This is a genomic window from Massilia sp. NBRC 108631 (assembly GCF_059704565.1).
In genome coordinates this window covers 18,218-45,111 of record NZ_BAAKJE010000303.1, presented here as the reverse complement: position 1 = coordinate 45,111, position 26,894 = coordinate 18,218, and the positions used below count along the sequence as shown (strand labels likewise).

The following is a 26,894-nucleotide window of genomic DNA, read 5'->3' as shown; positions in this document are numbered from 1 at the left end:
ACAGCATGGCAATTACCCTGACCGAAAAAGCGGCCAAGCACATCAACCGTTACATCGAACGCCGCGGCAAAGGCATCGGCCTGCGCTTCGGCGTGCGCACCACGGGCTGCTCCGGTCTGGCCTACAAGCTGGAGTACGTGGACGAAGTGACGGACGAGGACAGCGTGTTCGAGTCGCACGGCGTGAAGGTGTTCGTCGACCCGAAAAGCCTGCCGTACATCGACGGCACCGAACTGGACTTTGCGCGCGAAGGCCTGAACGAGGGCTTCAAGTTCAACAATCCGAACGAAAAAGACGCCTGCGGCTGCGGCGAAAGCTTCCGTATCTAAACCCGCAGTTTCTTTGTAATGCGCCGTGCAAAACCACTTCGAACTTTTCCACCTGCCGCAGCAGTTCGCCGTCGATAAGGAGGCGCTTGACAGCGCCTACCGCGACGTCCAGGGCCGCGTCCATCCCGACCGTTTCGTCAACGCCACCGATGCAGAAAAGCGCGTCGCCATGCAATGGGCCACGCGGGCCAACGAAGCCTACCAGACCCTGAAAAACCCGCAGAAGCGCGCGCAATACCTGTGCGAGCTCAATGGCGTGGACTTGCAGACCGAGTCGAACACCGCCATGCCGGCGGCTTTCCTCATGCAGCAGATGGAATGGCGCGAAGAGCTGGACGACGCGCGCAGCGGCAAGGACCTGGAACTGCTGGAAAAGCTGGACGGCCAGCTGCGCGCCGCGCGCAAAGAGCAGTTGACGGACATCGAGCGCAGTATCACGGCTGGCGACTTCCACGCCGCCGCGCAAGGCGTGCGCGCGCTGATGTTCCTTGAAAAATTCGGCGAAGAAGTCCGCTTCGCCTTCGACGCCCTCGAGGCGTAACTCGCCACCAGGCATACAGCACGAGAACCTATGGCACTACTGCAGATTTCCGAACCCGGCATGTCGACCGCGCCGCACCAGCACCGGCTGGCGGTGGGTATCGACCTGGGCACCACCAATTCGCTGGTCGCCACCGTGCGCAACAGCATCCCCGAAGTGCTGAACGACGAGGAGGGCCGCCCGCTGCTGCCTTCCGTGGTGCGCTATCTGCCGAATGGCCACGCCAATATCGGCTACAAGGCCCAGGCCGCGCAGACCACCGACCCGAAGAACACCATCGTCTCCGTCAAGCGCTTCATGGGCCGTGGCCTGAAGGACATCGCCTACGCCGAGAACCTGCCGTACGACTTCGTCGATGAACCCGGCATGGTGCAGCTGCGGACCGTGGCCGGCGTGAAGTCGCCGGTGGAAACCTCGGCCCAGATCCTGGCCACCTTGCGCCAGCGCGCCGAAGACTCGCTGGGCGACGACCTGGTAGGCGCCGTAATCACCGTGCCGGCCTACTTCGACGACGCGCAGCGCCAGGCCACCAAGGACGCGGCCCAGCTGGCCGGCCTGAACGTGCTGCGCCTGCTGAGCGAGCCGACCGCCGCCGCCATCGCCTATGGGCTGGACAGCGCTTCGGAAGGCCTGTTCGCCGTGTACGACCTGGGCGGCGGCACCTTCGACATCTCCATCCTGAAGCTGAGCAAGGGCGTATTCGAAGTACTGTCCACCGGCGGCGACTCCGCGCTGGGCGGCGACGACTTCGACCACCGCCTGTTCTGCTGGATCCACGAGCAGGAAAAACTGGCGCCGCTGTCCGACGAAGACACCGCCGTGCTGATGGTGAAGGCGCGCGAAGCCAAGGAACTGCTGTCCACCAAGTCCGAAGTGACGGTGGATGCCGCGCTGAGTTCGGGCGAGGAAGTACACCTCAAGATCACCGCCGAGACCTTCGCCGAGATCACCAGGCACCTGGTCGGCAAGACCATGAACGCCATCAAGAAAGCGCTGCGCGACGCCAATGTGGACGCGGACGACGTGGACGGCGTGGTGATGGTGGGCGGCGCCACGCGCATGCCGCATGTGCAGCGCGCCGTGAGCGAATACTTCCACACCATCCCGCACGCGAATATCGACCCGGACAAGGTGGTGGCGCTGGGCGCCGCCATCCAGGCCAATCTGCTGGCCGGCAACCGCGCGCCGGGCGACGACTGGCTGTTGCTGGACGTGATCCCGCTGTCGCTGGGCATTGAAACCATGGGCGGCCTGGTCGAGAAGATCATCCCGCGCAATTCCACCATTCCTTGCGCCCGAGCGCAGGAGTTCACCACTTTCAAGGACGGCCAGACCGCGCTGGCAGTGCACGTGCTGCAGGGCGAGCGCGAGCTGGTGAGCGACTGCCGTTCGCTGGCGCGCTTCGAGCTGCGCGGCATTCCGCCGATGGCGGCCGGCGCGGCGCGCATCCGCATCACCTATCAAGTCGATGCCGACGGCTTGCTGTCCGTGTCGGCGCGCGAACTGCGCTCCGGCGTGGAAGCATCGATCTCGGTCAAGCCGTCCTACGGCCTGGGCGACGACGACGTGGCGCGCATGCTGCAGGATTCCTACAAGTCCGCCGACGTGGACATGAAGGCCCGCGCGCTGCGCGAAGAACAGGTGGAGGCCGAGCGCATCCTGCTGGCCACGCAGTCCGCGCTGGACGAGGACGCGGGCCTGCTGGACGACGCCGAGCGCATCGAGGTGGACGCGCTGATGGCGCAGACGCGCGCGGTGCTGCAGCAGTCCGTGGACGGCACGGTGGACCACCAGGCCGTCAAGCTGGCGGTGGAAGCCCTGGCGCGCGGCACCGAAGAATTCGCATCGCGCCGCATGGACCGCAGCGTGCGCAGCGCACTGGCCGGCAAATCGCTGGACCAGGTCGCGGGTTAAGTTGAAAAATCTGAAAGAACACAATGCCTCAAATCGTATTCCTGCCCCACGCCAAGCTGTGCCCTGAAGGCGCGGTAGTCGAAGCTCCCGCCGGCAAAACGCTGTGCGACGTCATGCTGGAAAATGACATCCACATCGAGCACGCCTGCGAAAAGAGCTGCGCCTGCACCACTTGCCACGTGCTGGTGCGCGAAGGCTTCAATTCGCTGAGCGAAGCCAGCGAAACCGAAGAAGACCTGCTGGACAAGGCCTGGGGCCTGGAAGCGGTGTCGCGCCTGTCGTGCCAGGCGGTGGTGGCGGACGAAGACCTGGTGGTCGAGATTCCGAAGTACACCATCAACCATGCCAGCGAAGGCGGGCACTGAGGAGCGCAGCATGAAATGGAGTGACATCACGGCCATCGCCGAAGCGCTGTACGACAAATACCCCGAGATCGACCCGATCACCATCCGCTTCACCGACCTGCACAACTGGGTGGTGGACCTGGATGGCTTCGACGACGACCACACCCGTGGCGGCGAAAAAGTTCTGGAAGCGATCCAGCAGGCGTGGATCGATGAAGCAGCTTAAAACAGCAGTGAAGACCGCAGCGAAGCCGGCCAGGCCGGCGCCGCTGGGCGACACCGTCACAGTGGCGGCCAACATGCCCGAGATCCGCGAAGGGCAGTCGGTGGCCTTGCTGCAGGAGCTGCACATCCTCACGCGCGACGGCAAGCTGAACCAGGACAGCCGCCGCAAGCTGAAGCAGGTCTACCACCTGTACCAGTTCATCGAGCCGCTGCTCAGGGAAGTACAGGCCCAGGAGGGGAAACTGCGTCCCGGCGTGTCGCTGGTCGACCACGGCGCCGGCAAGTCCTACCTCGGCTTCATCATCTACGACCTGTTCTTCAAGCACCTGGAAGACGGCTCGCACATCTACGGCATCGAGACGCGCGCCGAGCTGGTGGCGCGCTCGCAGGAGCTGGCCGCCAGGTTCGGCTTCAAGGGCATGTCCTTCCTGCCGCTGTCGGTGGCCGAGTCGACCGAGTCGAAAGAGCTGCCCGAGCAGATCGACATCGTCACCGCGCTGCACGCCTGTAACACCGCCACCGACGACGCCATCGCCTTCGCGCTGAAGAAGAAGGCCAAGTTCATGGTGCTGGTGCCGTGCTGCCAGGCCGAAGTGGCCACGGTGCTGAAGAAGAACAAGGCCAAGCAGCTGAAAAGCCCGCTGACCGAAATCTGGCGTCACCCCATCCACACGCGCGAATTCGGCAGCCAGGTCACCAACGTGCTGCGCTGTTTGCAACTGGAGGCGCATGGCTACCACGTCAACGTGACCGAGCTGGTTGGCTGGGAGCACTCGATGAAAAATGAACTCATCATCGCCAGCTACAAAAACCTGCCGCGCCGCCGTCCGACGGAGCGCTTGCAGGAGGTGCTGGAGACGCTGGGACTGGAAGAAATGGGCAATCGCTTCTTTGCGGAGCAGTTAGCCAAAGCTGAATAGACGAAAAGGGCGGGAACATGAGTGAGCAGTGGATAGACCTTCGCAGTGACACCGTAACCCGCCCCAGTCCCGCCATGCTGGACGCGATGCGCGCCGCCGATACCGGTGACGACGTCTACGGCGACGACCCCACCGTCAACCTGCTGCAGGACACCGCCGCCGAATTGTTCGGCTTCGAAGCGGCCCTGTACGCGCCATCGGGCACCCAGTCCAACCTGATCGCGCTGCTGGCCCACTGCGGCCGCGGCGACGAATACATCGTCGGCCAGGAAGCGCACACCTACCGCTACGAAGGCGGCGGTGCGGCAGTGCTCGGCAGCATCCAGCCGCAGCCCTTGCCCAACCAGGCCGACGGCAGCGTCGCCATCGCCGACATCGAAGCGAACATCAAGCCGGACGACGTGCATTTCGCCCGTTCGCGCCTGCTGGCGCTGGAGAATACCATCGGCGGGCGCGTGCTGCCGGCGGCCTACGTGGCGCAAGCCACCGCCTACGCGCACCAGCGCGGCCTGGCCACGCACCTGGATGGCGCCCGCATCTGCAACGCCGCCGTGCAGCAGGGCCTCAGCCTGCGCGACGCGGTGCAGGGCTTCGACAGCGTGTCCGTGTGCCTGTCGAAAGGCCTGGGCGCGCCGGTCGGCTCGGTGCTGTGCGGTTCGCGCGCGCTGATCGGGCAGGGCAAGCGCTGGCGCAAGATGCTGGGCGGCGGCATGCGCCAGGCCGGCGTGATCGCGGCGGCCGGCCTGTACGCGCTGCAGCACAACGTGGGCCGCCTGGCGGAGGACCACGCCAACGCCGCCTTCCTGGCCGCCGAGCTGGCCAGGATCCCGGGCCTGAAAGTCAGCACCCCGCAAACCAATATCTTCTACGTGGACGTGCCGCCGCAGCACACGGCGGGCTTGCAGGCCGCCCTGCATGCCGCGCAGATCCGCGTCTCCATGGCGCCGCGCCTGCGCCTCGTCACCCATCTCGATGCGCCGCGCGCCGGCCTCGAACGCACGGCCGCCGTTTTCGCGGCCTATTTCAACAACTTATGACCGAACAAGACAACACCATCCGCCTCGCCAAACGCGTGGCGGACATGCTCCCATGCTCGCGCCGCGAGGCCGAGCTGTACATCGAAGGCGCCTTCGTGCGCGTGGACGGCGTGCTGGTCGAGGAGCCGGGCGCGCGCGTGGCGCCGGAACAGGCCGTGGAGCTGGACAAGGACGCCACGCTGCTGGAGATCGCCCCGGTCACCATCCTGCTCAACAAGCCGGCCGGCATCAGCGCCGGCATCGACAAGGAAGGCCCGCCGGTGTTCAGCCTGCTGAGCGAAGCCACCCGCGCCGAGTCCGCGCGCGGCGAACGCTTCCTCAAGCGCCACCTGGCCAACCTGTCGCTGGAATCGCCGCTGGAGACCATGGCCAGCGGCCTGGTGGTGCTGACGCAGGACTTCCGCATCACGCGCAAGCTGGGCGAAGGGCTGGAGCAGGAAATCATCGTGGAAGTGGAGGGCAGCATCGCCGACAACGGCCTGGCGCTGCTGAACCACGGCCTGCCGTACAACGGCAAGCCGCTGCCGCCGATCAAGGTCAGCTGGCAGAACGAGCAGCGCCTGCGCTTCGCGCTGAAGTCGCCCAAGCCGGGCCAGATCCAGCACATGTGCAAGCTGGTGGGCTTGAAAGTGGTGGCCATGAAGCGCATCCGCATCGGCCGCATCGCCATGTCCAGCCTGCCGCTCGGCGAGTGGCGCTACCTGCAGGGCTTCGAACGCTTCTGAACCGGGGGGCGGCCTGCAACGGCCGCACACAGCACTTTCAAGATCAGGCGGAGTTTGCCGCCTTGCGCATTTTGGTCCACTTGTAAGTCCAGGTGGCGAATTCATCGTCTCGTGGATCGTCCGCGTAGGACTCGACTCTTGGCGCCAGGTCTTTTCGCGAAGCCACTACCGTCACCCTGGTCCTGCCCAAGCCGAGCCTTTTCCTGCAATATCCTAGTGAGCGCGGACGATGTGTGAATGCACCCGTACGCCACAACTGATATCGCAGGCTAAGGCGAGTCAGGGCAAAGAGAAAAGGCAGCAGCGCGCAGATCGCGGCGAAGCCAGGTTCATGTGCCCAAAGCCAGCCAAGCACGGCCATTGGCAGCGACCCTAGCCACATATACATGGGATGGATGCCGCCGAGTTTGTAAAGCTGAAAGTTGGACAGATCCAGGCCCATCGCGCGCAGCTGGACCACAAGTTCAGGCAGGGCAAGGATACTGCGAGGGGTGTTCAGGTGGCAGAGAAAAACTGTGCCGCTTACGGCATCGCGTCCAACGAGCGCGGTGCAGGTCCCGATATATTGGGTATGAAGCACCCCGTCGCCATCGTTCAGTGTTCCGATAGCGTACTCATTCGTAATGACATCGACGGGCATGGTATTTCGTTCTGATGACTAACTGGCTGCACAGGGGCAGCGATGTTTGTCAGCTTGCTTGAGCGCTAACCGCTTTCTTCTCGGGTTTAGGCAGCTGCACCAGGCGGGTGCCGGCGAGGCGGTCGTGCAGGAACTGGCGGTCCTTGCTGAGGAAGGCCGTCAGCGACCAGGCGAGGATGCCGACGCCGATCGCGTTCAGCGCTTGCCAGCGGTTCAGGCTGAAGGCATAGTTCACCAGCAGCGCGGGCAGCACCCAGCCCCAGCTCAGCAAATAGCGCAGCGCGGCGATCTTGGGCGGCACGTGGGCGTGGCCCGGCAGCACCACCTTGATGCGCCAGGTGCGCATGGCCAGGGTCTGGCCTTGGCGCACCCATTGGTGGATAAAGTAGGCGCCCAGCACCAGGAAGGCCAGCATCTGGCGCATGTGCTCGGCCGTCTGCGTGTGCGACGCGCCGGAGGCGATTTCAAAGATCAGGAAGGGCAGGAACAGCGCCGCGAACGCCAGCAGCAGCTCGTACACCATGGAGATCAGGCGGCGTTTGACGGTCGGTGCGGGCTGGTCGAGCAGGGCGCTATTTGACATTGGCGGATGCGGGCTGGCTGTTCAGGGCGGTGCCGCTGGCTGCTGCCGGGACGGCGGCGGGCGCTGCGGCTGGCGGGATGGAGCCCGGCACGACGTTGGATGCGCCGGGCATCTGCGCGGCGCTGCCGCCTGCCGCGAGGCCGGCTGCCGGGCTGCCGGCATTGCCGGCGCTGCCTGGCACGGTGGCGCCAGGGGCGGCGCCCGGTGTACCCGGAACCAATGCCGCGCCCGGCGGCTTGGCCTTGATCGGCGCCACGACCGGCGCTTTGCTCTGGGTCGGCGTGGGCGGATTGGCGACCTGTTTCTTGGGCGCCTTGTCGGCCAGCTGTTTCTTTTGCTCTTCCGGCAGCTGCTGGTACTGCTCCCACTGGGCTGATTTCTGGCCCGGGGTGATCTTCTGCGTGCGGGCGAAGTTCTCGCGCACCTGGCGGCGCTGGTCGGGCGTCAGGCGCAGCCAGTCGCGCATGCGTTCGTGCACGCGCTGTTGCTCGTCCGGCTTCATCGAGGCGAAGCGGTTGGCGATTTCCAGCCATTTCTGCTTGCGCAGGCCTTCCAGTTTGTTCCACTCGGCCGACAGCGGCTCCAGCGCGCGCTGCTGCGCGGGCGTGAGGTCTTTCCACAGCGGCTTTTCCAGGGCGATGGGCGCGACGGCGTGCTTGCCGGGCGGGGCTGCGACAGGCGCCGCGGCAGGAGCAGGGCCGCTCTGCGCGGAGGCCACGGCGGCCCAGACCAATATCGCCACGCTGACGAGTTCACCCTTGTACTGGTACAGCGTAGTCCAGCTGATACGCGCCATCCTTATTGCTCGCGATTCTCAAGATAGGCGTTGAAGCCATGGTCAAGGTAGGCCGACAGCGGCAGTTCGTCCGACAGCACGGCCGCGTCCAGCTCGGCCAGTTCGGCGATGCGCTGCTGCTCTTCGTACTGGTACACGCCGACCATGCCGGCCACCAGGATCAGCATGGGCACGGCAACGCGCATGCGGCCCAGCCAGCTGAACGGGTTGCTGAAGAAGCCGCCGGCGCCGGAGGTGGCCAGTTCGGCTTGCGTCACGCGCACCGGCACGTGCGCCTTTTTACGGGCCATGGCGGCCTTGCGGGCGGCGGCCAGGCGATCGGTGGTCGAAGCCGGCAGGTCGTCCAGCTTCTCATTGAGTGCGTGGCGCACCCGATAGGCAAAGTTGAGGTCGTCGGTATTCATAGTTTAATTCCCTTGGCTTTGAGCGCTTCGGCGAGAGTGTGAGTTGCTCTTGAGCAATGTGTTTTCACGCTCCCTTCGGAACATCCCATCGCTTCAGCCGTTTCGGCCACGTCCAGATCATGTAAGTAACGCATAAGGAAGGCTTCCCGTTGACGCGCTGGAAGCTTTTGTACTTCGTCATCGATGGCGCTGAGGGTTTGCATGCGCTCGACCTTGTCGGCGCTGGACTCGGCGGCCTGGGAGCCCTGCTCGGCCTCGTACGATTCCAGTATATCAAAGTCGTCATGCTCGGCGCCGGAGGAGGAGCCCATGCCGGAGAACAGGCTGACCCAGGTGTTGCGCACCTTTTCGCGGCGGAAGTAGTCGAGGATGGTGGTCTGCAGGATGCGCTGGAACAGCATCGGCAGCTCGGCGGCCGGCTTGTCGCCGTATTTTTCGGCCAGCTTGATCATCGCGTCCTGCACGATGTCCAGGGCGCTTTCGTCCTTGCGTACCGCGTAGACGGCTTGTTTGAAGGCGCGCCGCTCGACGTTCTCGAGGAAGTCCGATAATTCTTTGTCTGTTGCCATGCGTCGGGGAGCGTACTGCGGGGGAGATGAACAGGCTGCATCCTAGCAAAAAACGGGCCTTTCCGCATGTTTTTACAGCTTGCCAACATGAAAATGCACCAGAACGGCAATCATTTTGAATGTTGCTCACAATTTTGCTTGACCAATTTGGTGCGGCGCAGTAACGTATAGATCGCTTTGCACACCACGAAGCCATTGGTTTTACCCGGCAGCACACAACGCTGCCATTGGTAACTCCCGCTTTCATTTGTCAGCAGTTTGCTCTAACCCGCGCCACAAGCGCGAGAGGTATGCACAACCGCGGCAGACACTCCGGCCAAACGAGTTGCGTTTAGCGCCACTTTGCACCGTATCTATGGGTACGCGAATAAGTGACGTGACCGCAGAAAGAAGGGACGCCAGGAGAACTGCCACGCATTGCATAGCTTCGCCAGGAAAGAGCATCCGATCAATCTCCTATGGACCTTGAAAGGAATGTTTCATGAACACCGAAGCAAATGCACCCATCACGGGCGCAGAGATACTCGTTCGCTGTTTGGCTGAGGAAGGCGTAGAACACGTCTTTGGCTACCCGGGCGGCGCAGTGCTCTACATTTACGACGCCATCTTCAAGCAGGACAAATTCCAGCACGTCCTCGTTCGCCACGAGCAGGCCGCCATCCATGCCGCTGACGCGTATTCGCGTTGCTCGCAAAAGGTGGGCGTTGCGCTGGTGACTTCCGGCCCAGGTGTGACCAATGCCGTTACCGGCCTGTCCACCGCCTACATGGATTCCATCCCCATGGTCGTGATCTCGGGCCAGGTGCCCAGCCACGCCATCGGCCAGGACGCCTTCCAGGAATGCGACACCGTGGGCATCACCCGCCCCGTGGTCAAGCACAACTTCCTGGTCAAGGATGTGAAAGACCTGGCGGAAACCGTCAAGAAAGCATTCTTTATCGCCCGTACCGGCCGTCCCGGTCCCGTGCTGGTCGATATCCCTAAAGACATCAGCATGCACAAGGCGCCGTACTCCTATCCCAAGGAGATCGAAATGCGCTCGTACAAGCCAGTGGACAAGGGCCATTCCGGCCAGATCCGCAAGGCGGTGCAACTGCTGCTGCAAGCCGAACGCCCGATGATCTATACCGGCGGCGGCGTGATCCTGGCCAACGCCTCGCCCGAGCTGAACAAGCTGGTCGACAAGCTGGGCTTCCCGGTCACCAATACGCTGATGGGCCTGGGCGCCTACCGCGCCTCCGACGAGAAATTCGTCGGCATGCCCGGCATGCACGGCACCTACGAAGCGAACATGGCGATGCAGAACTGCGACGTGCTGATCGCCATCGGCGCCCGCTTTGACGACCGCGTGATCGGCAACCCGAAACACTTCGCCACCAACCCGCGCAAGATCATCCACGTGGACATCGATCCATCGTCGATCTCCAAGCGCGTCAAGGTCGATATTCCTATCGTCGGCAACGTCAAGGACGTGCTGGTCGAGTTCCTGGCCCAGCTGGACGCTTCCGAGCAGAAGCCGAATCCGGCCGTCTCGAACTGGTGGAAACAGATCAATGAATGGCGCGGCAAGGACTGCCTGAAGTACAGCGGTTCGGACCTGGTCATCAAGCCGCAGGACGTGGTTGAAAAACTGTGGCAGGTCACCGGCGGCGACGCTTACGTCACCTCCGACGTCGGCCAGCACCAGATGTGGGCTGCGCAGTACTACAAGTTCGACAAGCCGCGCCGCTGGATCAATTCCGGCGGCCTGGGCACCATGGGTGTGGGCCTGCCGTACGCCATGGGCGTGCAGATGGCCAATCCGGACGCCACCGTCGCCTGCATCACCGGCGAAGGCTCGATCCAGATGAACATCCAGGAACTGGCGACCTGCAAGCAGTATCACCTGACGCCGAAGATCATCCTGTTGAACAACCGCTTCCTGGGCATGGTGCGCCAGTGGCAGCAGATCGACTACGGTTCGCGCTACTCCGAGTCCTACATGGATTCGCTGCCGGACTTCGAGAAGCTGGCCGAGGCCTATGGCCACGTCGGCATGCGCATTGAAAAGCCGGGCGACGTCGAGAACGCGCTCAAGGACGCCTTCCGTATGAAGGACAAGCTGGTCTTCATGAATTTCATTACCGACCAGAGCGAGAATGTGTGGCCGATGGTGAAGGCAGGCAAAGGCCTCTCCGAAATGCTCTTGGGTTCGGAGGATCTGTAATGCGACATATTATTTCTGTATTGCTGGAAAACGAAGCCGGTGCGCTGTCCCGCGTGGTGGGCCTGTTCTCGGCCCGCGGCTACAACATCGAAACGCTGACCGTGGCGCCGACCGAAGACGCGACCCTGTCGCGCATGACCATCGTCACCACCGGCTCGGACGACATCATCGAGCAGATCACCAAGCACCTCAATCGCCTGATTGAAGTGGTCAAGGTGGTCGACCTGACCGAAGGCCAGCACATCGAGCGCGAGCTGATGCTGATCAAGGTGCGGGCGGTGGGCAAGGAGCGCGAGGAAATGAAGCGCACCGCCGACATCTTCCGCGGCCGCATCATCGACGTCACCGAAAAGACTTACACCATCGAGCTGACGGGCGCCAAGAGCAAGCTGGACGCCTTCATCGATTCGATCGACCGCACCTCGATCCTGGAGACCGTCCGTACCGGCGGCTCGGGCATCGGACGCGGCGAGCGCATCCTCAAGGTTTAAGTCTCAATAAAAATCAATCAAGTATTTCACCGAATATCTCACCAAGGAATGACCATGAAAGTTTTCTACGATAAAGACGCCGACATCTCCCTGATCAAGGGTAAAAACGTAGCCATCATCGGCTACGGCTCGCAGGGCCATGCGCACGCGCAGAACCTGACCGACTCCGGCGTGAACGTCACCGTCGGCCTGCGCAAAGGCGGCGCCTCGTGGCAGAAAGTAGAAGCAGCCGGCATCAAAGTGGCTGAAGTGAACGACGCCGTCAAAGCGGCCGACGTCATCATGATCCTGCTGCCGGACGAAAACATCGCCCAGGTCTACAACGAAAACGTGGCGCCAAACGCCAAGCAGGGCGCAGTGCTGGCCTTCGCGCACGGCTTCAACGTGCACTACGGCCAAGTCGTGCCACGCGCCGACCTGGACGTGATCATGGTTGCCCCTAAAGCTCCAGGCCACACCGTGCGCGGCACCTACCGCCAGGGTGGCGGCGTGCCGCACCTGATCGCCGTGTACCAGGACAAGTCCGGCAACGCCCGCGACATCGCCCTGTCGTACGCTTCGGCCAACGGCGGCGGCAAGGCCGGCATCATCGAAACCAACTTCCGCGAAGAAACCGAGACCGACCTGTTCGGCGAACAGGCTGTCCTGTGCGGCGGCGCCGTTGAGCTGATCAAGGCTGGCTTCGAAACCCTGACCGAAGCGGGCTACGCTCCGGAAATGGCCTACTTCGAGTGCCTGCACGAACTGAAGCTGATCGTCGACCTGATCTACGAAGGCGGCATCGCCAACATGAACTACTCGATCTCGAACAACGCCGAATACGGCGAGTACGTGACCGGCCCGAAAGTGGTGACCTCGGCAACGAAAGAAGCAATGCGCCAGTGCCTGAAGGACATCCAGACCGGCGAATACGCGAAGAGCTTCATCCTGGAAAACAAGGCCGGCGCCCCGACCCTGATTTCCCGCCGCCGCCTGACCGCCGAGCACCCGATCGAAGAAGTGGGCGCCAAGTTGCGCGCCATGATGCCTTGGATCGCGAAAAACAAGCTGGTCGACCAGTCGAAAAACTAACAAGCAAAGCGCCGGGCATCCGGCGCCTTGGTTCATGCACCCTATAAGTTCCCGAACTTATAGGGTGTTTTCATTTCTGCAGGGCGGTTATCGCCGACCGACTGCAGCATCCATGCGCGGAACGCTGCGATCTTGGGCTGGCTCTGCGTGGCCTCGGGGCAGACCAGGTAATACGCGAACTCCTCGACCTGGCGGGCCTCGAGCAACTGGAGCAGCGTGCCGTCGGCAAGCTGGCTGGTGATCATGGCGGCCGGCAGCAGGCCGGCGCCCTGGCCGGCTTGTATCGCGTCCAGCAACAGCCCCGTGTCATTGAACGACGGCCCGCGCGGCGGCTTGCTGTCGTGCACTGCATTGGCTGCATACCAGGCTGCCCACGCCTTGCGCTCGGCGTCATGCACCTTCGGCCAGTCCACCAGGTCCGCAGCGGCGGCAGGCATGCCCCGGCCCGCAAGCAGCGACGGCGCTGCGACGGCAACCATTTCAACGGCCACCACCCGGTCGCTGCGCAGCCCGGCATAGCGTCCCAGGCCATGCCGCACGCTGACGTCGATTGCTTCGCGGGAGAAGTCCGCCAGTGTGCTGCTGGCGATGACCTGCAGGTCGATGTCGGGATGCGCATCCTGGAATGACTTCATCCTGGGCACCAGCCACGCGGAAGCGAAGAATGGCGTGACGCTGACGGTCAGCAGGCCGCTTCCGGCGGCCGGGGCCGCGACCCGGCGCGACGCCTCCGCGATCTGGCGCAGCGCATTGCGGATCGGCGGCAGGTAGTCGCGGCCGCTGTCCGTCAGGTAGATGCCGCGCGTCACCCGCTCAAACAGCTTCACGCCGAGATGGCGCTCCAGGCCCTTGAGCATCTGGCTGACGGCGCCGGGCGTGACGCACAACTCTTCCGCCGCCAATTTCACGGACAGGTGGCGGGCGGCTGCGTCGAAAGCCTTGAGTGCGTTCAAAGGCGGAAGGCGTTGTGTCATGGGTTAGAAAAACTAAAGTATGCTGTGTAAATATTCTCGTTTGTAGGCCTTATCCGCCTGCGATAGCATCCATCACTATCCGAACGATGCCAAGCCGGTATGCTTAAGTATATCTGCCGCATGAAAAAACCCCAACCGATGCGAAGAGGACGACATGGTGGACGACACGGCTGACAATCAAATGTGGGACCTGATCGCTGTAGGCGAGCGCATCGCCGCCGGCGAGCTGAGCGCGCGAACGGTGACCGAAGCACAGCTTGGCCGCATAGCCAAGCTTGATGGGCAGTTGCATGCTTATGCCCAGGTACTGGCGGACACGGCGCTGGCGCAGGCGGACGCCGCCGACAGGGAGATCGCCGCCGGCCTGCGCCGCGGTCCGCTGCATGGCGTGCCGCTGGCCGTCAAGGACCTGTGCTGGATCGAGGGTGTGCCGACCGCTGCGGGGACCGCTGTCCACCGGCACTTTCTTCCACCCACGGACTCAACCGTTGTGCGCCGGCTCAAGGAAGCCGGTGCCGTGTTGCTCGGCAAGACGCAGCTCACCGAGGGCGCCTATTCCGACTATCATCCGTCCGTCACGCCGGTGGTCAACCCGTGGAACAAGGACTACTGGGCCGGCATTTCTTCCAGCGGCTCCGCAGTCGCTGTCGCCGCCGGTCTTTGCTACGGTGCCATCGCGTCCGATACCGGCGGATCGATACGCTGGCCCTCGGCGGCCAACGGGGTCACCGGGCTGAAGCCGAGCTGGGGCCGCGTCAGCCGCCATGGCGTATTCGAACTGGCCGCCTCGCTCGACCATGTCGGCGCGATTGCGCGCACCGCAGCCGATACGGGCGCCATCCTGGCCGCCATCGCGGGCCGCGACGACGCCGACCCCACCGCCGCTCCGGCGCCGCTGCCCGCTCCTGCGGACGCCGCACTGCTTGGCGCGCAAGGCTTGCGCATCGGCATCGACCCGCACTGGAACAGCGAAGGCGTCGAACCGCAGACGCGCGGGGCGCTGGCCGCCGCCGCGCAAACCTTCAGCGCGCTGGGCGCCACGCTGGTGGAGGTCGTGTTTCCGGACGCCACCCGGATCGTGCACGACTGGGTGAGCAATTGCGCCGTCGAGGCGGCGGTAGCGCACGAGGCCGGCTATGCGGCGCACAAGCAGTTGTATGGGCCGATACTGTCGCAGGTGATCGACGCGGGACGCGCCGTCCCGGGGCTGGACTACCAGAAAATCCTGTTGCGGCGTGCTGCATTCCGTGGCCGCGTCGAAGCGCTGTTTTCAGATGTGGACCTGGTGCTGACGCCGGTCCAGCCATTCGCGCCGCTCAGCCTGGCGACGGTGGCAACGCTGGGCGAGCAGCCGCAACTGATAGCCGCTCTGCAGCGTTACACCTGCCCGTTCAATATGAGCGGTCACCCCGCGCTGACTTTCCCGGCGGGGATGGCGCAAGACGGCTTGCCCATCGGCTTGCAGCTGGTGGCCGCCAATTTCGGCGAACAGACGCTGCTGCGCGCAGGTATCGCATTCCAGTCGGCCACCGGCTGGCACCGGCGGCGTCCGCCGCTGCCGGATACGGGCGCGCCCGCCGTGGCGCAAGGACAATGATCATGCCTTCGCCAGACACGGCCGTCTCCGGAATATTTCATGGCTGGATTGTGGTCGCCGCCGCCTTCGTCGTCACCTTTGTCGGCTTCGGCAGCGCCTACAGTTTCGCATCGTTTCTCGCCGCCTTCCAGGCCGAGTTCGGCGCATCGCGCGGCTCGGTGTCGCTGGTGTTTTCGCTTGCCGGATTCCTGTACTTCGCCCTCGGCCCCATTTCCGGCCCGCTCGCGGACCGCTGGGGTGTGAGGGTGCTGACGGCCGCCGGGATGGCGCTGCTGGGCCTGGGCCTGATTCTTGCGGGCCGCGCAAGCACGCTGATGCAAGTCTACCTGGCCTACGGACTGGGCGTCGGACTGGGCGTGGGCTGCGCCTATGTGCCGGCGCTGGGCGCCGTGCAGCGCTGGTTCGTCCAGCGGCGCGGCCTGGCCTCCGGCCTGGCGGTCAGCGGCATCGGCGTCGGAACCCTGGTCCTGCCGCCGCTGGCCACCTGGCTCATCGCTCAGCTCGAATGGCGCAACGCCTACCTCGTCCTGGGCGTGCTGGCGGTGGTGCTGGGCGGTGCGGCTGCATGGTTCATGGAAGGCGACCCGGCATCCCGGGGGCTGCATCCGGATGGCCAGCGTCCGGCAGCGGGTTCAGTGCCGCGCCGGCAGGAAGGCCTGAGTGTGCGCGAAGCCATGCGGACACGGCCGTTTCGCGGGCTCTACATCGCATGCCTGGTCGGCTCGCTGGGCGTGTTCGTCCCGTTCGTCCACCTGCTGCCTTATGCGGTCGAGCATGGCGTACCGGCTACTGCCGCCGCATGGCTGCTGGGAGCCATCGGCGTGGGCAGCACGGCCGGCCGCTTCTTGCTGGGCGGGATGGCCGACAAGGTTGGCCGGGAACGCTTCCTGATCGCCATGCATCTGGGGATGGCGGCAGCGCTTGCGATCTGGGCCGCCAGCGGCACCTGGCTGGCGCTGGCAGCGTTCGCACTGGTTTTCGGCCTGTTCTATGGCGGCTGGGTGGCCGTGCTGCCGGCGGTCGTGGCCGACCTATTTGGCGCCAAGCACGTTGGCGCCGTGATTGGCGTGCTGTACACAAGCGTGGCGATCGGCACGCTGGCCGGACCCAGCAGCGCCGGCTTCCTGCACGACGTTTTGCACGACGACTTGCTGACGATAATCGCATGTTCTGCGGCTAACGTCATCGCCGCTGCGGTGCTGGCCGTCGTGCTGAAGAAGCCGTTGGCCGGCGCCGGCCCAGGCTCGTGATAGGGCGTGCGTATTCCTGGGGGAGGGGAGCAGTTTGGCAGGCTGGGCATGGCGCGGGCAATTGCATACTCGTCCACATTCTCCATTAAGCAGGAATGTGACATTTGCTGTCTCGTGCGCACACCTGCTGTGTTTGGACGGGCTACGTACACGCCGCGCGTGCACTTTCCGTATCAGCATGCTATCCTTCTACACAGCAATAGTTAGTTTCCCCCGAGCCCCACTCCCGCTCAAGCAATTGAATTCTCGTGCCGCCTCCGGCACGTGCCAGTGCCCCGTCCCGCATTGATTACCCGCCCGCCGCCGCTGCCGCGTCTGCGTGCGCCATATCGACACCTGACCGGACCAGCCATGACCATTTTCTGCTGCCAGACCGAAGCGAACCGCCTTGACGCGCTGTACAAGCTGCGCCTGCTCGATACCCCTCCCTGTGAAGCCTTCGACCGCATCACGCGCATGGCCGCGCGCGTGTTCGACCTGCCCATTGCCGCCGTGTCGCTCACCGACGTCGACCGCCAGTGGTTCAAGTCGCGCGTGGGCGTCGAGCACACCTCGATCCCGCGCTTGCAGGCGCCCTGTGGCACAGTGGCCGATACTTCCGGCGTGCTGGTGATTCCCGATTTGCTGGAAAACGATGCATTCCGCGACAGCCCGCTGGCCGCCAGCGGCGTGCGTTACTACGCCGGCGCGCCGCTGATCACGGCGGACGGCCACTGCCTGGGCGCCATGTGCGTGCTGGGCCTGGCGCCGCGCCACACCACGCAGGAGGAAATCGCCTACCTGTCCGACCTGGCCGCCATGGTGATGGCGCAGATCGAGCTGCGGCATGCGGTGGGCCGTGTCGACGCGCGCAGCGGCTTGCCCAACCGTAACCAGTTCATCGAAGACTTCCAGGACATGCAGCGCGACAGCCCGCCCGATGAACTGCGGCTGGTGGCGGTGATCAACCTGGCCACGCCGGAGCAGCTGGACAGCGCAGCACGCGTCAAGAGCTCCTCTTACCTGGACGAACTGGTGAACGAGGCGGCGCAGTGGATGCGCAGCCAGCTGGGGCTGAGCCGCAGGGTGTACCACGTCGGCGACGCGCAGTTTGCGCTGTTCGCGCCGCCCTGCATGACGGTGGAGGACTATGTGCCGGTGCTGAAGGAGAAACTGCGCCGCGCGGCCGGTCTCGCCAGCTCGCGCCATATCGCCACGCCGTCGGTGGGCGTGGCGCCGTTCGTGCTGGGCGGGGCGAATTGCCTGGACGTGCTGCGCACGGCCCAGAGCGCGGCGCATGACGCGATCGGCCAGCCTGGCAGCATCGCGGTCTACTCGCGCAGCGAAGACGCGGCCTGCCAGCGCCGCTTCCTGCTGCTCAATGAATTCGGCGGCGCGCTGGAAAGCGGCGGCCAGTTGCACCTGGTGTTCCAGCCGCGCGTGGACCTGGAAACCGGGAATTGCGTGGGTGCCGAAGCGCTGCTGCGCTGGAAACACCCGGAGCTGGGCAACCTGTCGCCCGGCGAATTCATCCCGGTGGTCGAGCGTTCGGGGCTGGCGCAGGCCACCACCGCCTGGGTGCTGAACGCGGCGCTGCGGCAGCAGCGCCTGTGGCGCCACGCCGGGCTGGACTTGCTGCTGTCGATCAATGTGTCGGCGGCCAATTTGCTGGAGCCGGATTTTGTGGCCCAGGTCGAGCACGGTTTGCACATGTATGACTTGCCGGCCTCCTGCCTGGAGCTGGAAATCACGGAAAGCGCCATCATGTCGCATCCGGGACGCGCCCACGCCACGCTGGAGGCCATTGCCGCCATCGGCGTGCGGCTGGCCATCGACGATTTCGGCACCGGCTACAGCAGCCTGTCGTACTTGCAGAACATGCCGGCCGACGTGGTCAAGATCGACCAGTCCTTCATCATCGGCCTGGAGGACGACCAGCGCAAGCAGTCGCTGGTGACCACCATGATTTCGCTGACGCGCGACCTCGGCCACCGGGTGGTGGCGGAAGGCGTGGAATGCGGCGAAGTGCACACCTTCCTGAAGCTGGCAGGCTGCGACGAGGCGCAGGGCTATCTGTTTGCGCGGCCATTGGAGGCGGCCAGTTTCCAGGCATGGTGCGGCGGCAAGGTGGCGCCGCACAGCCAGGGGCGCTTGCTGCGCGCGCTGGCCTGAGGTTCGCGGTCTAGCCGAACAGCTTGCCCTTGAGCAGGCTGATGCCTTGCGCCACCATGTCGTCCTGCGGCACGGCGCCGTGCGGCGTCAGCTGGTCGATGATTTGCGGCAGCAGCTGGGCCAGGCCGGTGCTGGCGTGTTCCGGCTCCAGGCCGGCCTGCTGGGCAATCTGCGCCAGCTGGCCAGCGCCCAGCGCGTCCATGATCTGGTTGCCCGACACGGCCTGGTTCTCGCCGGTACCTACCCAGGACGCGACCTGGTCGCCCAGGCCGCTGGCCTGGAGTTTCTGCAGCAGCCCCTGCAGGCCGCCGGCCTGGTCGATCAGGCCTATCACGCTGCCGATCAAGTCGCCTTGCGGCACCGGGTCCTGTTTCTGTGCGCCCAGCGAGCCGAGCACTTGTCCTGCGAGTTGATCGAGTAATCCCATGATGGTTCTCCGGTTGACCGCATTGAGGGGTGATGCAGGGTGTTGTTCATATTATCACGCTGAAAAAATTCCGCACTGTTACAAACGCTCACTTAGTTGTGCTTGGAGCATCGCTATTTTCGGGTAAAGTTGCTCCACGATTTAACCAAGGAGCAACACAATGACCGCCAAGAAGACCATCCTCGCCGCCGCCATGCTGATACTGGGCGCCCACGCACAAGCGCAGGCTCAGCAAACCCCGACCAGCGGCACCCTGGTCATCGTTCCCGCCCAGGGCGAAGTGCGCGCCAATAACGACCAGGCCGTCGCCACGCTGGCCATCGAAGAGCAGGACAAGGACAAGGCCGCCGCCGCCTCGCGCGTGAACCAGAAGATGAAGCAGGGCCTGGATATCGTGAAGAAGGAAGATCCGCAGGCCAGCCTGAAAACCCAGGGTTACTACACCTATCCGGTGTACCCGGAAGACCGCCCGGTCGCGCCGGGCGCCGCGCCCAAACCGCGTGTGCCGACCGCCTGGCGCGTGGGCCAGTACCTGCAAGTGACCACCACCAATCTCGACAAGCTGCCGAAAACCGTGGCCGCCGCGCAGAAGGTGCTGACCCTGAACAACCTGAACTTCGGCCTGTCGCCGGCCGCCACCAGGAAGCTGGACGAGCAGCGCATCGCCGCCACCTACCAGAACCTGAACGAGCGCATCGCCGCGATCGCCAACGCCATGGGCCGCAAGGTCAGCGACGCCACGCTGGACACGGTGGACTTCGAAGGCTCCGGCGCCTACGCCCGCGAAGCGATGGCCGCGCAAGCGCCCATGATGATGATGCGCGGCAAAGCCATGGACAGCGCGGAAGTGTCCGAGCCGAGTTTCGAACCCGGCGAGACCACGCTGGAGATGCGTGTTGTCGGCAAAGTCAAGTTCAAGTAAGCAGAGCGTCGTTGTCAGTTCATTTCTTTTGCTGCGGTGTCCCTTATATAATAGGGTGGAACAATGTACTCACCCGCAGCACTAGAAATGGAACCCAATGGCAAATTTCCCCCGTCGCAGACCTAAGAATGGCGTAGCACCGGCCAAGCCCAAGAACTCGCGTTTTGCACGGTTCGCGCGCAAGGCCCGGGGCGAGGGCGGCGGCGACCGTCCGCGTTCGCGCGGCATCTACCTGCTGCCCAACGCCTTCACGACGGGAGCGCTGTTCTGCGGTTTCTACGCCATCGTCATGGCCATGAACCAGCGTTTCGAGCACGCCGCCTGGGCTATCTTCATCGCCATGGTGCTCGACGGCCTGGATGGCCGCATCGCGCGCCTGACCAATACGCAAAGCGAATTCGGCGCCCAGTACGACTCCCTGTCGGACATGGTGTCTTTCGGCGCCGCGCCGGCGCTGGTGATCTATGAATGGTCGCTGCGCGGCATGGGCAAGCTGGGCTGGATCGCCGCCTTCGTTTACTGCGCCGGCGCCGCGCTGCGCCTGGCCCGTTTCAACACCAATATCGAAGTGGTGGACAAGCGCTTCTTCCAGGGCTTGCCCAGCCCTGCGGCGGCGGCCATTGTCGGCGGCTTCGTGCTGCTGATGGTGGATCTGGAGATGCCGGGCCTGCAGCTGGCCTGGACCTCGTTCGCCATCGCTCTGTTCGCGGGCCTGACCATGGTGACCAACGTGCCGTTCTACAGCTTCAAGGACGTCAATTTCCGCAAGTCGGTGCCGTTTATCGCGGTGTTCCTGATTGCGCTGTTCTTCGCGCTGGTGTCGATCGATCCGCCCAAGGTATTGTTCCCGCTGTTTATTGCATACGGCCTGTCCGGCTACCTGGTGTCGTTCTGGCGCCTGGCCAAGGGCAAGCCGGTGAGCATCATCCAGACCGACGAAGAGCCGGTCGACGAAAGCGAACGCCGCTAGCAAGCGCAGATGTGATGCAGGCGGTTCCATCCCAGCCATAAGGAGAATTCGTTATGAGCCTTAGCAACCGCCTCATCATTTTCGACACCACCCTGCGCGACGGCGAGCAATCGCCCGGCGCGTCCATGACGCGTGAAGAGAAGTTGCGCATCGCCAAGCAGCTTGAGCGGCTGAAGGTGGACGTGATCGAAGCCGGCTTCGCCGCCGCCTCGCAGGGCGATTTCGAATCCATCAAGGCCATCGCCTCCCATGTGCGCGAATCGACCGTCTGTTCACTGTCGCGCGCCAACGACCGCGACATCGCCCGGGCCGCCGAGGCGCTGGCGCCCGCCGAACGCAAGCGCATCCACACCTTCATCGCCACCTCGCCGCTGCACATGCAGATGAAGCTGCGGATGGAGCCCGAGCAGGTGCTGGAGCAGGCCAAACTGGCCGTGCGCTTCGCCCGCAACCACACCGACGACATTGAATTCAGCCCGGAAGACGGCAGCCGCTCGGAAGAGGACTTCCTGTGCCGCGTGCTGGAGGGCGTGATCGCCGAGGGCGCCACCACCATCAACTTCCCGGACACGGTAGGCTACGCGGTGCCGGAAATGTTCGGCGCCACCATCAAGCGCCTGCGCGAGCGCATTCCCAATTCCGACAAGGCCGTGTGGTCGGTGCACTGTCACAATGACCTGGGCCTGGCCGTGGCCAACTCGCTGGCCGGCGTGATGATAGGCGGCGCGCGCCAGATCGAATGCACCATCAACGGCCTGGGCGAACGGGCCGGCAACACCGCGCTGGAAGAGGTGGTGATGGCGCTGCGCACGCGGCAGGCGTATTACAACCTGACGGTGGGCATCGACACCACGCAGATCGTTGCCGCCTCCAAGATGGTGTCGCAGATCACCGGCTTCGCGGTGCAGCCTAACAAGGCCGTGGTGGGCGCCAACGCTTTCGCGCACGCCTCCGGCATTCACCAGGATGGCATCCTGAAGGCGCGCGAAACCTATGAGATCATGCGCGCCGAGGACGTAGGCTGGACCGCCAACAAGATTGTGCTGGGCAAGCTGTCCGGCCGCAACGCCTTCAAGCAGCGGCTGCAGGAGCTGGGCATCGAGATGGAGTCGGAAGCCGAGGTCAACGCCGCCTTCGGCCGCTTCAAGGAACTGGCAGACCGCAAGTCCGAGATCTTCGACGAAGACATCATGGCGCTGGTGGCGGACGAGGAAGTGGCGCAGGAAAACGAGTACTACCGTTTCGTGTCGCTGGCGCAGCGCTCCGAAACCGGCGAGACGCCGCACGCCAAGGTGGTGTTCTCCATGGACGGCAAGGAGCGCAGCTGCGAAGGGCAGGGCGACGGGCCGGTGGACGCCATGGTCAACGCGATCGAGAGCCAGGCCAAATCGGGCGCCGAGCTGGTGCTGTTCTCCATCAACGCCATCAGCACCGGCACCCAGTCGCAGGGCGAGGTGACGATGCGGCTGTCAAATGCCGGGCGCATCGTCAACGGCGTCGGCTCGGACCCGGACATCGTGGTGGCCTCGGCCAAGGCTTACCTGTCCGGCCTGAACAAGCTGCATTCCAAGATCGAGCGCGTGAACCCGCAAACCGAGTAAGGCCGGGGGCTGACCTCGGGGGCAAGACACACTAGGGCTAGCGGAAGAAGCGCGGCTTTTCTTCGTAGGCCGGGTCGGGCCCGGCCATCATTTCGCGCACGATGCCGGCCTGGTCGAAGTGCACGTGCATCAAGGAATTCCATACGCCGGACTGCTTGTAGCGGTAGGACCAGACCGTGAGGTCGCGCAGCGACAAATAGCTCGTCTCGGCCGGATGGCCGATGGTGCGCAGCACCTCGTCGCGCGTGGCGAGGCCGACTTTCAAGGTGGCGAATTTTTCGTCCGTCAGCACCTGTTCGTACGATTTCAGCCCGCCGTCCGGCCCGAAGCGGGCCATCCAGGCGTATTGCCCGAAGGGCTGGGTGGTGTATTCCAGTACCGTGTCCCCGCCCACCGGATAGACGGCGGTGGGCCGGCCCAGCTTGGCCTGGACCGCATCCATGCGCTCGCCGATGGCAGGCGGCGGGCCGCCCAGGCCGGCGCACGCGGCCAGCAGCACCGGCAGCAGAAATGCCGCGGCTAGTCGTTTGATGGTCATGTCATTCACCGAGTTGTGTTATGAGGATTGTAAGCCGCCGGCGCGCGGCGCGTCGCCTCCCTGGTATCGGTAGGACTCCTGCATAAATTGGGTTTGCACCGTATAATCGTGGCTGGACGACGGGAGGCGCCATGCATGCAATCACAGCGTTATTGACGGGCAAGGCGGTAGCGCTGGGGCAGGGCGTGTCCACCGGCATTGCCAAGCTGCCTGCCGGCGGCCCATTATGGCTGGCGGCGGACGGCCTGCGCGGCGACGAGCAGGGCGACCGCCAGTACCACGGCGGCCCGGAGAAGGCGCTGCATCACTATGCGCTGGAACATTATCCGCACTGGCGCGGCCGCTTCGGCGCCGCCGCGCCGCTGCAGGGGCCGGGCGCATTCGGCGAAAATATCGCCACGCTGGGCATGACGGAGCGGGACGTCCATGTCGGCGACGTGTACCGCGTCGGCACGGCGCTGGTGCAGGTGTCGCAGGGGCGCCAGCCTTGCTGGAAGCTGAACTTGCGCTTCGGCCAGCCGGATGCCGCGCGCGCGGTGCAGGATTCGGGGTTGACCGGCTGGTACTACCGCGTGCTGCGCCCAGGCTGGATCGCCCCGGCAGACTTGCTGGAATTGCAAGAGCGACCACTGCCGGACTGGCCGCTGGCGCGGCTGATCGCGGCTTTGTTCCTGCTGCCGCGTCCGGCCGGCGAGGGCGCCGCGGCTGGCCGGCCCGGCGCTGCGGCCTGGTGTGCCGAATGGCAGGCCGCTGCCGCGCTGGCGCCGCTGGCCGAGAACTGGCGCGCCAATTTCCGCCTGCGCCTGGAGCGCGGCGGAGTGGAAGACTGGAGCCGCAGGCTGGACACGCCCAATACTTTCTAGCCACCGCCGTCCAAATCCGTTATACTCGCGGGTCTGGTCTTTGGATCAGCTTCTTAAATCGTAATCACGGTGCGCAGGGTTCAGACTCCGCATACCGCATGTGAAAGGTAATATCATGACCGTAGAAAACATCAACAAAGCCGCGATCATCGCGGACAACGCACGTGGCCAGAACGACACCGGCTCCCCAGAAGTTCAAGTTGCGCTGCTGACCGCACGCATCAACGAACTGAACGGTCACTTCAAAGCCCACAGCAAGGATCACCACAGCCGTCGTGGCCTGATCATGATGGTTAACCGTCGTAAATCGCTGCTGTCCTACCTGAAGAACAAAGATGCAACCCGTTACCGCGACCTGATCGCTAAACTGGGCCTGCGTAAGTAATCTTTGTACGTCCCGGCTTGAGCCGAAATGCCTGCGTCAGTTCTCTGCCGCGGGCATTTTGTCATTCTGAGCCGGGAAAATAGGGCAATCCGGCAATACCTGTAGCAACGCAGTAAGTGGCAAACAAGCAGAAAACAAGCAGAAAATAAGCAGTAAAGGCGGCGGCCCCGGCCGTCGTCTGTGGTGAGGTGAACGACAGCTCCTGAAAATCTGTCGGCAAATAGAAAGGGATTACCCATGTTTAACAAAGTTACGAAAACCTTCCAGTACGGCCAACACACCGTAACCCTGGAAACCGGCGAGATCGCTCGCCAGGCATCCGGCGCGGTGATGGTGTCGATCGAAGACACCGTCGTGCTGGCAACCGTCGTGGCGCGCAAGGAAGCCAAGCCTGGCCAGGACTTCTTCCCGCTGACCGTTGACTACCTTGAAAAGACTTACGCAGCCGGTAAAATCCCGGGCGGCTTCTTCAAGCGCGAAGGCCGTCCTTCCGAAAAAGAAACCCTGACTTCCCGCCTGATCGACCGTCCTATCCGCCCTCTGTTCCCGGAAGGCTACATGAACGAAGTGCAAGTGATCATTCACGTGCTGTCGGTCAATCCTGAAATCGATCCTGACATCGCTTCGATGATCGGCGCCTCCGCTGCCCTGTGCGTAGCCGGCGTACCGTTCAACGGCCCGATCGGCGCCGCCCGCGTGGGTTACGCCAATGGCCAGTACATCCTGAACCCGACCACCACCCAGCTGAAGACCTCGCAGATGGACCTGGTTGTGGCCGGTACCGAAACCGCCGTGCTGATGGTGGAATCGGAAGCGCAGCAGCTGTCCGAAGAAATCATGCTGGGCGCCGTGGTCTTTGGCCACACCGAAATGAAAGCAGTCATCGACGCGATCCACGACCTGGTGCGCGACGGCGGCAAGCCTGAAGTGCAGTGGTCGCCGGCGCCGAAGAACGAAGCGCTGATCGCCAAAGTGGCGCAGTTCGCCGAATCGAAGATTCGCGCAGCCTATCAGACCAAAGACAAGCAAGCCCGCACCGACAAGCTGCGCGCCATGTCCGCCGAAGTGGTGGCCGACCTGGCCGCCGACGCAGCGGCCAACGGCGCCGACGCGCCGGACGGCGTGGAAGTTGGCAACATCCTGTTCGACATGGAAGCCAAGGTTGTGCGTTCGCAGATCCTGGAAGGCGAGCCACGCATCGACGGCCGCGACACCCGCACCGTGCGTCCGATCGCGATCCGCACCTCGGTACTGCCGCGCACCCACGGTTCGGCCCTGTTCACCCGCGGCGAAACCCAGGCACTGGTGGTCGCGACGCTGGGCACCGCCCGCGATTCGCAGAAGATCGACGCGCTGATGGGCGAGTACACCGACGACTTCATGCTGCACTACAACATGCCTCCGTTCGCCACCGGCGAAACCGGCCGCGTCGGTACGCCGAAGCGCCGCGAAGTGGGCCACGGCCGCCTGGCCAAGCGCGCGCTGATCGCCGCGCTGCCGGCAGCCGACGAGTTCAGCTACTCGGTGCGCCTGGTATCGGAAATCACCGAATCGAACGGTTCCTCGTCGATGGCTTCCGTGTGCGGCGGCTGCCTGGCACTGATGGACGCCGGCGTGCCGATGAAAGCGCACGTGGCCGGTATCGCCATGGGCCTGATCAAGGAAGGCGGCCGTTTCGCCGTGCTGTCCGACATCCTGGGCGACGAAGACCACCTGGGCGACATGGACTTCAAGGTAGCCGGTACCGCCAATGGCATTACCGCGCTGCAGATGGACATCAAGATCCAGGGCATCACCAAGGAAATCATGCAAGTGGCGCTGGCGCAAGCCAAGGAAGGCCGTGAGCACATCCTGGGCGAAATGCAAAAAGCCATGCCGCACGTGAAGACCGAGCTGTCCGACTTCGCACCGCGCCTGATCACCATCAAGATCAACCCGGAGAAGATCCGTGACGTGATCGGCAAGGGCGGCGCCGTGATCCGCGCGCTGACTGAAGAAACCGGCACCCAGATCGACATCAGCGATGAAGGCGTGGTCACCATCGCTTCCGTCGACGCTGCCGCCGGCCAGGAAGCCAAGCGCCGCATCGAAGAGCTGACCGCATCGGTCGAAGTGGGCAAGACCTACGACGGCACCGTGCTCAAGCTGCTGGACTTCGGCGCCATCGTCCAGGTTATGCCGGGCAAGGACGGCCTGCTGCACATCTCGCAGATCGCCAACGAGCGCGTCAACGCCGTTGCCGACTACCTGAAAGAAGGCCAGCAAGTGCGCGTCAAGGTTCTGGAAACCGACGACCGCGGCCGCCTGAAGCTGTCAATGAAAGCCGCCGCCGAAGAAGGCGCAGCGCCAGCCGCAGCGCAGTAATCGAGCTCTAGCTTCATCCGGAACCGCCAGTGCGCAAGCCTGGCGGTTTTTTTTTCG

At 64.1% G+C, this 26,894-nt stretch carries 28 protein-coding genes; 20 read left to right on the top strand and 8 right to left on the bottom strand.

Translation table 11 applies throughout. The features are described from left to right. The first annotated feature begins 5 nt into the window (after positions 1 to 5). Genes iscA through AC6H42_RS32690 form a run of 8 tightly spaced genes read left to right on the top strand, consistent with a single transcriptional unit; the run spans position 6 to position 6,035 of the window. Positions 6 to 329 (top strand): iron-sulfur cluster assembly protein IscA, encoded by a 324-nt coding sequence (iscA, locus tag AC6H42_RS32725; protein ID WP_056405219.1) that lies wholly within the window; start codon positions 6 to 8, stop codon positions 327 to 329. A gap of 25 nt (positions 330 to 354) precedes the next feature. Then, a complete protein-coding gene (hscB, locus tag AC6H42_RS32720; protein ID WP_057155856.1) occupies positions 355 to 870 on the top strand; it encodes a Fe-S protein assembly co-chaperone HscB in 516 nt (171 codons plus the stop codon). A gap of 30 nt (positions 871 to 900) precedes the next feature. Then, positions 901 to 2,784, top strand: coding sequence for a Fe-S protein assembly chaperone HscA (gene hscA / locus AC6H42_RS32715; protein ID WP_057155855.1), 1,884 nt, complete (start codon positions 901 to 903; stop codon positions 2,782 to 2,784). A 23-nt stretch (positions 2,785 to 2,807) separates the two neighbouring features. After that, the gene (gene fdx, locus AC6H42_RS32710) at positions 2,808 to 3,149 is read left to right on the top strand and encodes an ISC system 2Fe-2S type ferredoxin (protein WP_056405212.1); all 342 of its coding nucleotides are present in this window, start codon (positions 2,808 to 2,810) and stop codon (positions 3,147 to 3,149) included. A 10-nt stretch (positions 3,150 to 3,159) separates the two neighbouring features. After that, on the top strand, positions 3,160 to 3,354 hold the full coding sequence (gene iscX / locus AC6H42_RS32705) for a Fe-S cluster assembly protein IscX (protein WP_057155854.1): 195 nt from the start codon (positions 3,160 to 3,162) through the stop codon (positions 3,352 to 3,354). After that, on the top strand, positions 3,341 to 4,273 hold the full coding sequence (locus tag AC6H42_RS32700) for a class I SAM-dependent methyltransferase (protein WP_057155853.1): 933 nt from the start codon (positions 3,341 to 3,343) through the stop codon (positions 4,271 to 4,273). Before iscX ends, AC6H42_RS32700 begins: the two co-directional genes overlap by 14 nt. 17 nt (positions 4,274 to 4,290) lie before the next feature. After that, positions 4,291 to 5,310 (top strand): low-specificity L-threonine aldolase, encoded by a 1,020-nt coding sequence (gene ltaE, locus AC6H42_RS32695; protein ID WP_497549905.1) that lies wholly within the window; start codon positions 4,291 to 4,293, stop codon positions 5,308 to 5,310. Continuing rightward, the gene (locus AC6H42_RS32690; RefSeq protein ID WP_497549904.1) at positions 5,307 to 6,035 is read left to right on the top strand and encodes an rRNA pseudouridine synthase; all 729 of its coding nucleotides are present in this window, start codon (positions 5,307 to 5,309) and stop codon (positions 6,033 to 6,035) included. The genes ltaE and AC6H42_RS32690 overlap by 4 nt, the downstream gene beginning before the upstream one ends. Positions 6,036 to 6,078: 43 nt before the next feature. Here AC6H42_RS32690 and AC6H42_RS32685 read toward each other — a convergent pair whose 3' ends face one another. The 5 genes from AC6H42_RS32685 to AC6H42_RS32665 are packed head-to-tail and all read right to left on the bottom strand — an operon-like array spanning position 6,079 to position 9,027. Further along, on the bottom strand, positions 6,079 to 6,675 hold the full coding sequence (locus AC6H42_RS32685; RefSeq protein ID WP_157200959.1) for a hypothetical protein: 597 nt from the start codon (positions 6,673 to 6,675) through the stop codon (positions 6,079 to 6,081). A 49-nt stretch (positions 6,676 to 6,724) separates the two neighbouring features. After that, complete coding sequence (locus tag AC6H42_RS32680; RefSeq protein WP_057155849.1) at positions 6,725 to 7,258, bottom strand: RDD family protein; 534 nt, start codon at positions 7,256 to 7,258, stop codon at positions 6,725 to 6,727. Next, positions 7,248 to 8,054 carry a DUF3106 domain-containing protein gene (locus AC6H42_RS32675; RefSeq protein ID WP_082551858.1) on the bottom strand — a complete coding sequence of 269 codons (807 nt, stop codon included), beginning with the start codon at positions 8,052 to 8,054 and terminating at the stop codon, positions 7,248 to 7,250. The genes AC6H42_RS32680 and AC6H42_RS32675 overlap by 11 nt, the downstream gene beginning before the upstream one ends. Positions 8,055 to 8,056: 2 nt before the next feature. Further along, complete coding sequence (locus AC6H42_RS32670; protein ID WP_057155848.1) at positions 8,057 to 8,458, bottom strand: DUF3619 family protein; 402 nt, start codon at positions 8,456 to 8,458, stop codon at positions 8,057 to 8,059. Then, positions 8,455 to 9,027 carry an RNA polymerase sigma factor gene (locus tag AC6H42_RS32665; protein ID WP_057155847.1) on the bottom strand — a complete coding sequence of 191 codons (573 nt, stop codon included), beginning with the start codon at positions 9,025 to 9,027 and terminating at the stop codon, positions 8,455 to 8,457. Before AC6H42_RS32665 ends, AC6H42_RS32670 begins: the two co-directional genes overlap by 4 nt. A 481-nt stretch (positions 9,028 to 9,508) precedes the next feature. Here AC6H42_RS32665 and AC6H42_RS32660 point away from each other — a divergent pair, with 481 nt between their 5' ends. From AC6H42_RS32660 to ilvC, 3 genes are read left to right on the top strand one after another with little or no spacing between them, the layout of a single operon-like run. Further along, positions 9,509 to 11,233, top strand: a complete 1,725-nt coding sequence (locus AC6H42_RS32660) for an acetolactate synthase 3 catalytic subunit (protein WP_057155846.1) — start codon at positions 9,509 to 9,511, stop codon at positions 11,231 to 11,233. Continuing rightward, positions 11,233 to 11,724: an acetolactate synthase small subunit gene (gene ilvN, locus AC6H42_RS32655; RefSeq protein ID WP_057155845.1), complete on the top strand. Its 492-nt coding sequence runs from the start codon at positions 11,233 to 11,235 to the stop codon at positions 11,722 to 11,724. The genes AC6H42_RS32660 and ilvN overlap by 1 nt, the downstream gene beginning before the upstream one ends. Positions 11,725 to 11,778: 54 nt before the next feature. Further along, positions 11,779 to 12,795: a ketol-acid reductoisomerase gene (gene ilvC, locus AC6H42_RS32650; protein WP_057155844.1), complete on the top strand. Its 1,017-nt coding sequence runs from the start codon at positions 11,779 to 11,781 to the stop codon at positions 12,793 to 12,795. Positions 12,796 to 12,836: 41 nt separating this feature from the next. Here ilvC and gcvA read toward each other — a convergent pair whose 3' ends face one another. Continuing rightward, the gene (gcvA, locus tag AC6H42_RS32645; protein WP_497549903.1) at positions 12,837 to 13,769 is read right to left on the bottom strand and encodes a transcriptional regulator GcvA; all 933 of its coding nucleotides are present in this window, start codon (positions 13,767 to 13,769) and stop codon (positions 12,837 to 12,839) included. Between the two features lie 154 nt (positions 13,770 to 13,923). Here gcvA and AC6H42_RS32640 point away from each other — a divergent pair, with 154 nt between their 5' ends. From AC6H42_RS32640 to AC6H42_RS32630, 3 genes are all read left to right on the top strand, one after another. Further along, positions 13,924 to 15,366: an amidase gene (locus tag AC6H42_RS32640; protein ID WP_057155842.1), complete on the top strand. Its 1,443-nt coding sequence runs from the start codon at positions 13,924 to 13,926 to the stop codon at positions 15,364 to 15,366. A 2-nt stretch (positions 15,367 to 15,368) separates the two neighbouring features. Continuing rightward, complete coding sequence (locus tag AC6H42_RS32635; protein WP_497549902.1) at positions 15,369 to 16,616, top strand: MFS transporter; 1,248 nt, start codon at positions 15,369 to 15,371, stop codon at positions 16,614 to 16,616. Positions 16,617 to 16,967: 351 nt separating this feature from the next. After that, positions 16,968 to 18,767, top strand: a complete 1,800-nt coding sequence (locus tag AC6H42_RS32630) for a putative bifunctional diguanylate cyclase/phosphodiesterase (protein WP_497549901.1) — start codon at positions 16,968 to 16,970, stop codon at positions 18,765 to 18,767. A 10-nt stretch (positions 18,768 to 18,777) separates the two neighbouring features. Here the strand turns inward: AC6H42_RS32630 and AC6H42_RS32625 are convergent, their stop codons facing one another. Then, the gene (locus AC6H42_RS32625) at positions 18,778 to 19,194 is read right to left on the bottom strand and encodes a YidB family protein (RefSeq protein WP_057155840.1); all 417 of its coding nucleotides are present in this window, start codon (positions 19,192 to 19,194) and stop codon (positions 18,778 to 18,780) included. Positions 19,195 to 19,354: 160 nt separating this feature from the next. Between AC6H42_RS32625 and AC6H42_RS32620 the strand changes: the two genes are divergently transcribed. The 3 genes from AC6H42_RS32620 (at position 19,355) to AC6H42_RS32610 (ending at position 22,687) form a co-directional block, all read left to right on the top strand. After that, positions 19,355 to 20,116: an SIMPL domain-containing protein gene (locus AC6H42_RS32620; RefSeq protein WP_057155839.1), complete on the top strand. Its 762-nt coding sequence runs from the start codon at positions 19,355 to 19,357 to the stop codon at positions 20,114 to 20,116. A 97-nt stretch (positions 20,117 to 20,213) separates the two neighbouring features. After that, positions 20,214 to 21,086 (top strand): CDP-diacylglycerol--serine O-phosphatidyltransferase, encoded by an 873-nt coding sequence (gene pssA / locus AC6H42_RS32615; protein WP_057155838.1) that lies wholly within the window; start codon positions 20,214 to 20,216, stop codon positions 21,084 to 21,086. A 53-nt stretch (positions 21,087 to 21,139) separates the two neighbouring features. After that, positions 21,140 to 22,687: a 2-isopropylmalate synthase gene (locus AC6H42_RS32610; protein ID WP_057155837.1), complete on the top strand. Its 1,548-nt coding sequence runs from the start codon at positions 21,140 to 21,142 to the stop codon at positions 22,685 to 22,687. 37 nt (positions 22,688 to 22,724) lie between these two features. Here AC6H42_RS32610 and bamE read toward each other — a convergent pair whose 3' ends face one another. After that, positions 22,725 to 23,225, bottom strand: a complete 501-nt coding sequence (gene bamE, locus AC6H42_RS32605; RefSeq protein ID WP_057155836.1) for an outer membrane protein assembly factor BamE domain-containing protein — start codon at positions 23,223 to 23,225, stop codon at positions 22,725 to 22,727. 131 nt (positions 23,226 to 23,356) lie between these two features. On the opposite strand from bamE, the gene AC6H42_RS32600 reads away from it, so the two are divergent. From AC6H42_RS32600 to pnp, 3 genes are all read left to right on the top strand, one after another. Then, a complete protein-coding gene (locus AC6H42_RS32600) occupies positions 23,357 to 24,088 on the top strand; it encodes an MOSC domain-containing protein (protein ID WP_497549900.1) in 732 nt (243 codons plus the stop codon). 115 nt (positions 24,089 to 24,203) lie between these two features. Next, positions 24,204 to 24,473, top strand: coding sequence for a 30S ribosomal protein S15 (gene rpsO, locus AC6H42_RS32595; protein ID WP_056405183.1), 270 nt, complete (start codon positions 24,204 to 24,206; stop codon positions 24,471 to 24,473). Between the two features lie 237 nt (positions 24,474 to 24,710). After that, positions 24,711 to 26,837, top strand: coding sequence for a polyribonucleotide nucleotidyltransferase (pnp, locus tag AC6H42_RS32590; RefSeq protein ID WP_497549899.1), 2,127 nt, complete (start codon positions 24,711 to 24,713; stop codon positions 26,835 to 26,837). Positions 26,838 to 26,894 lie beyond the last annotated feature (57 nt).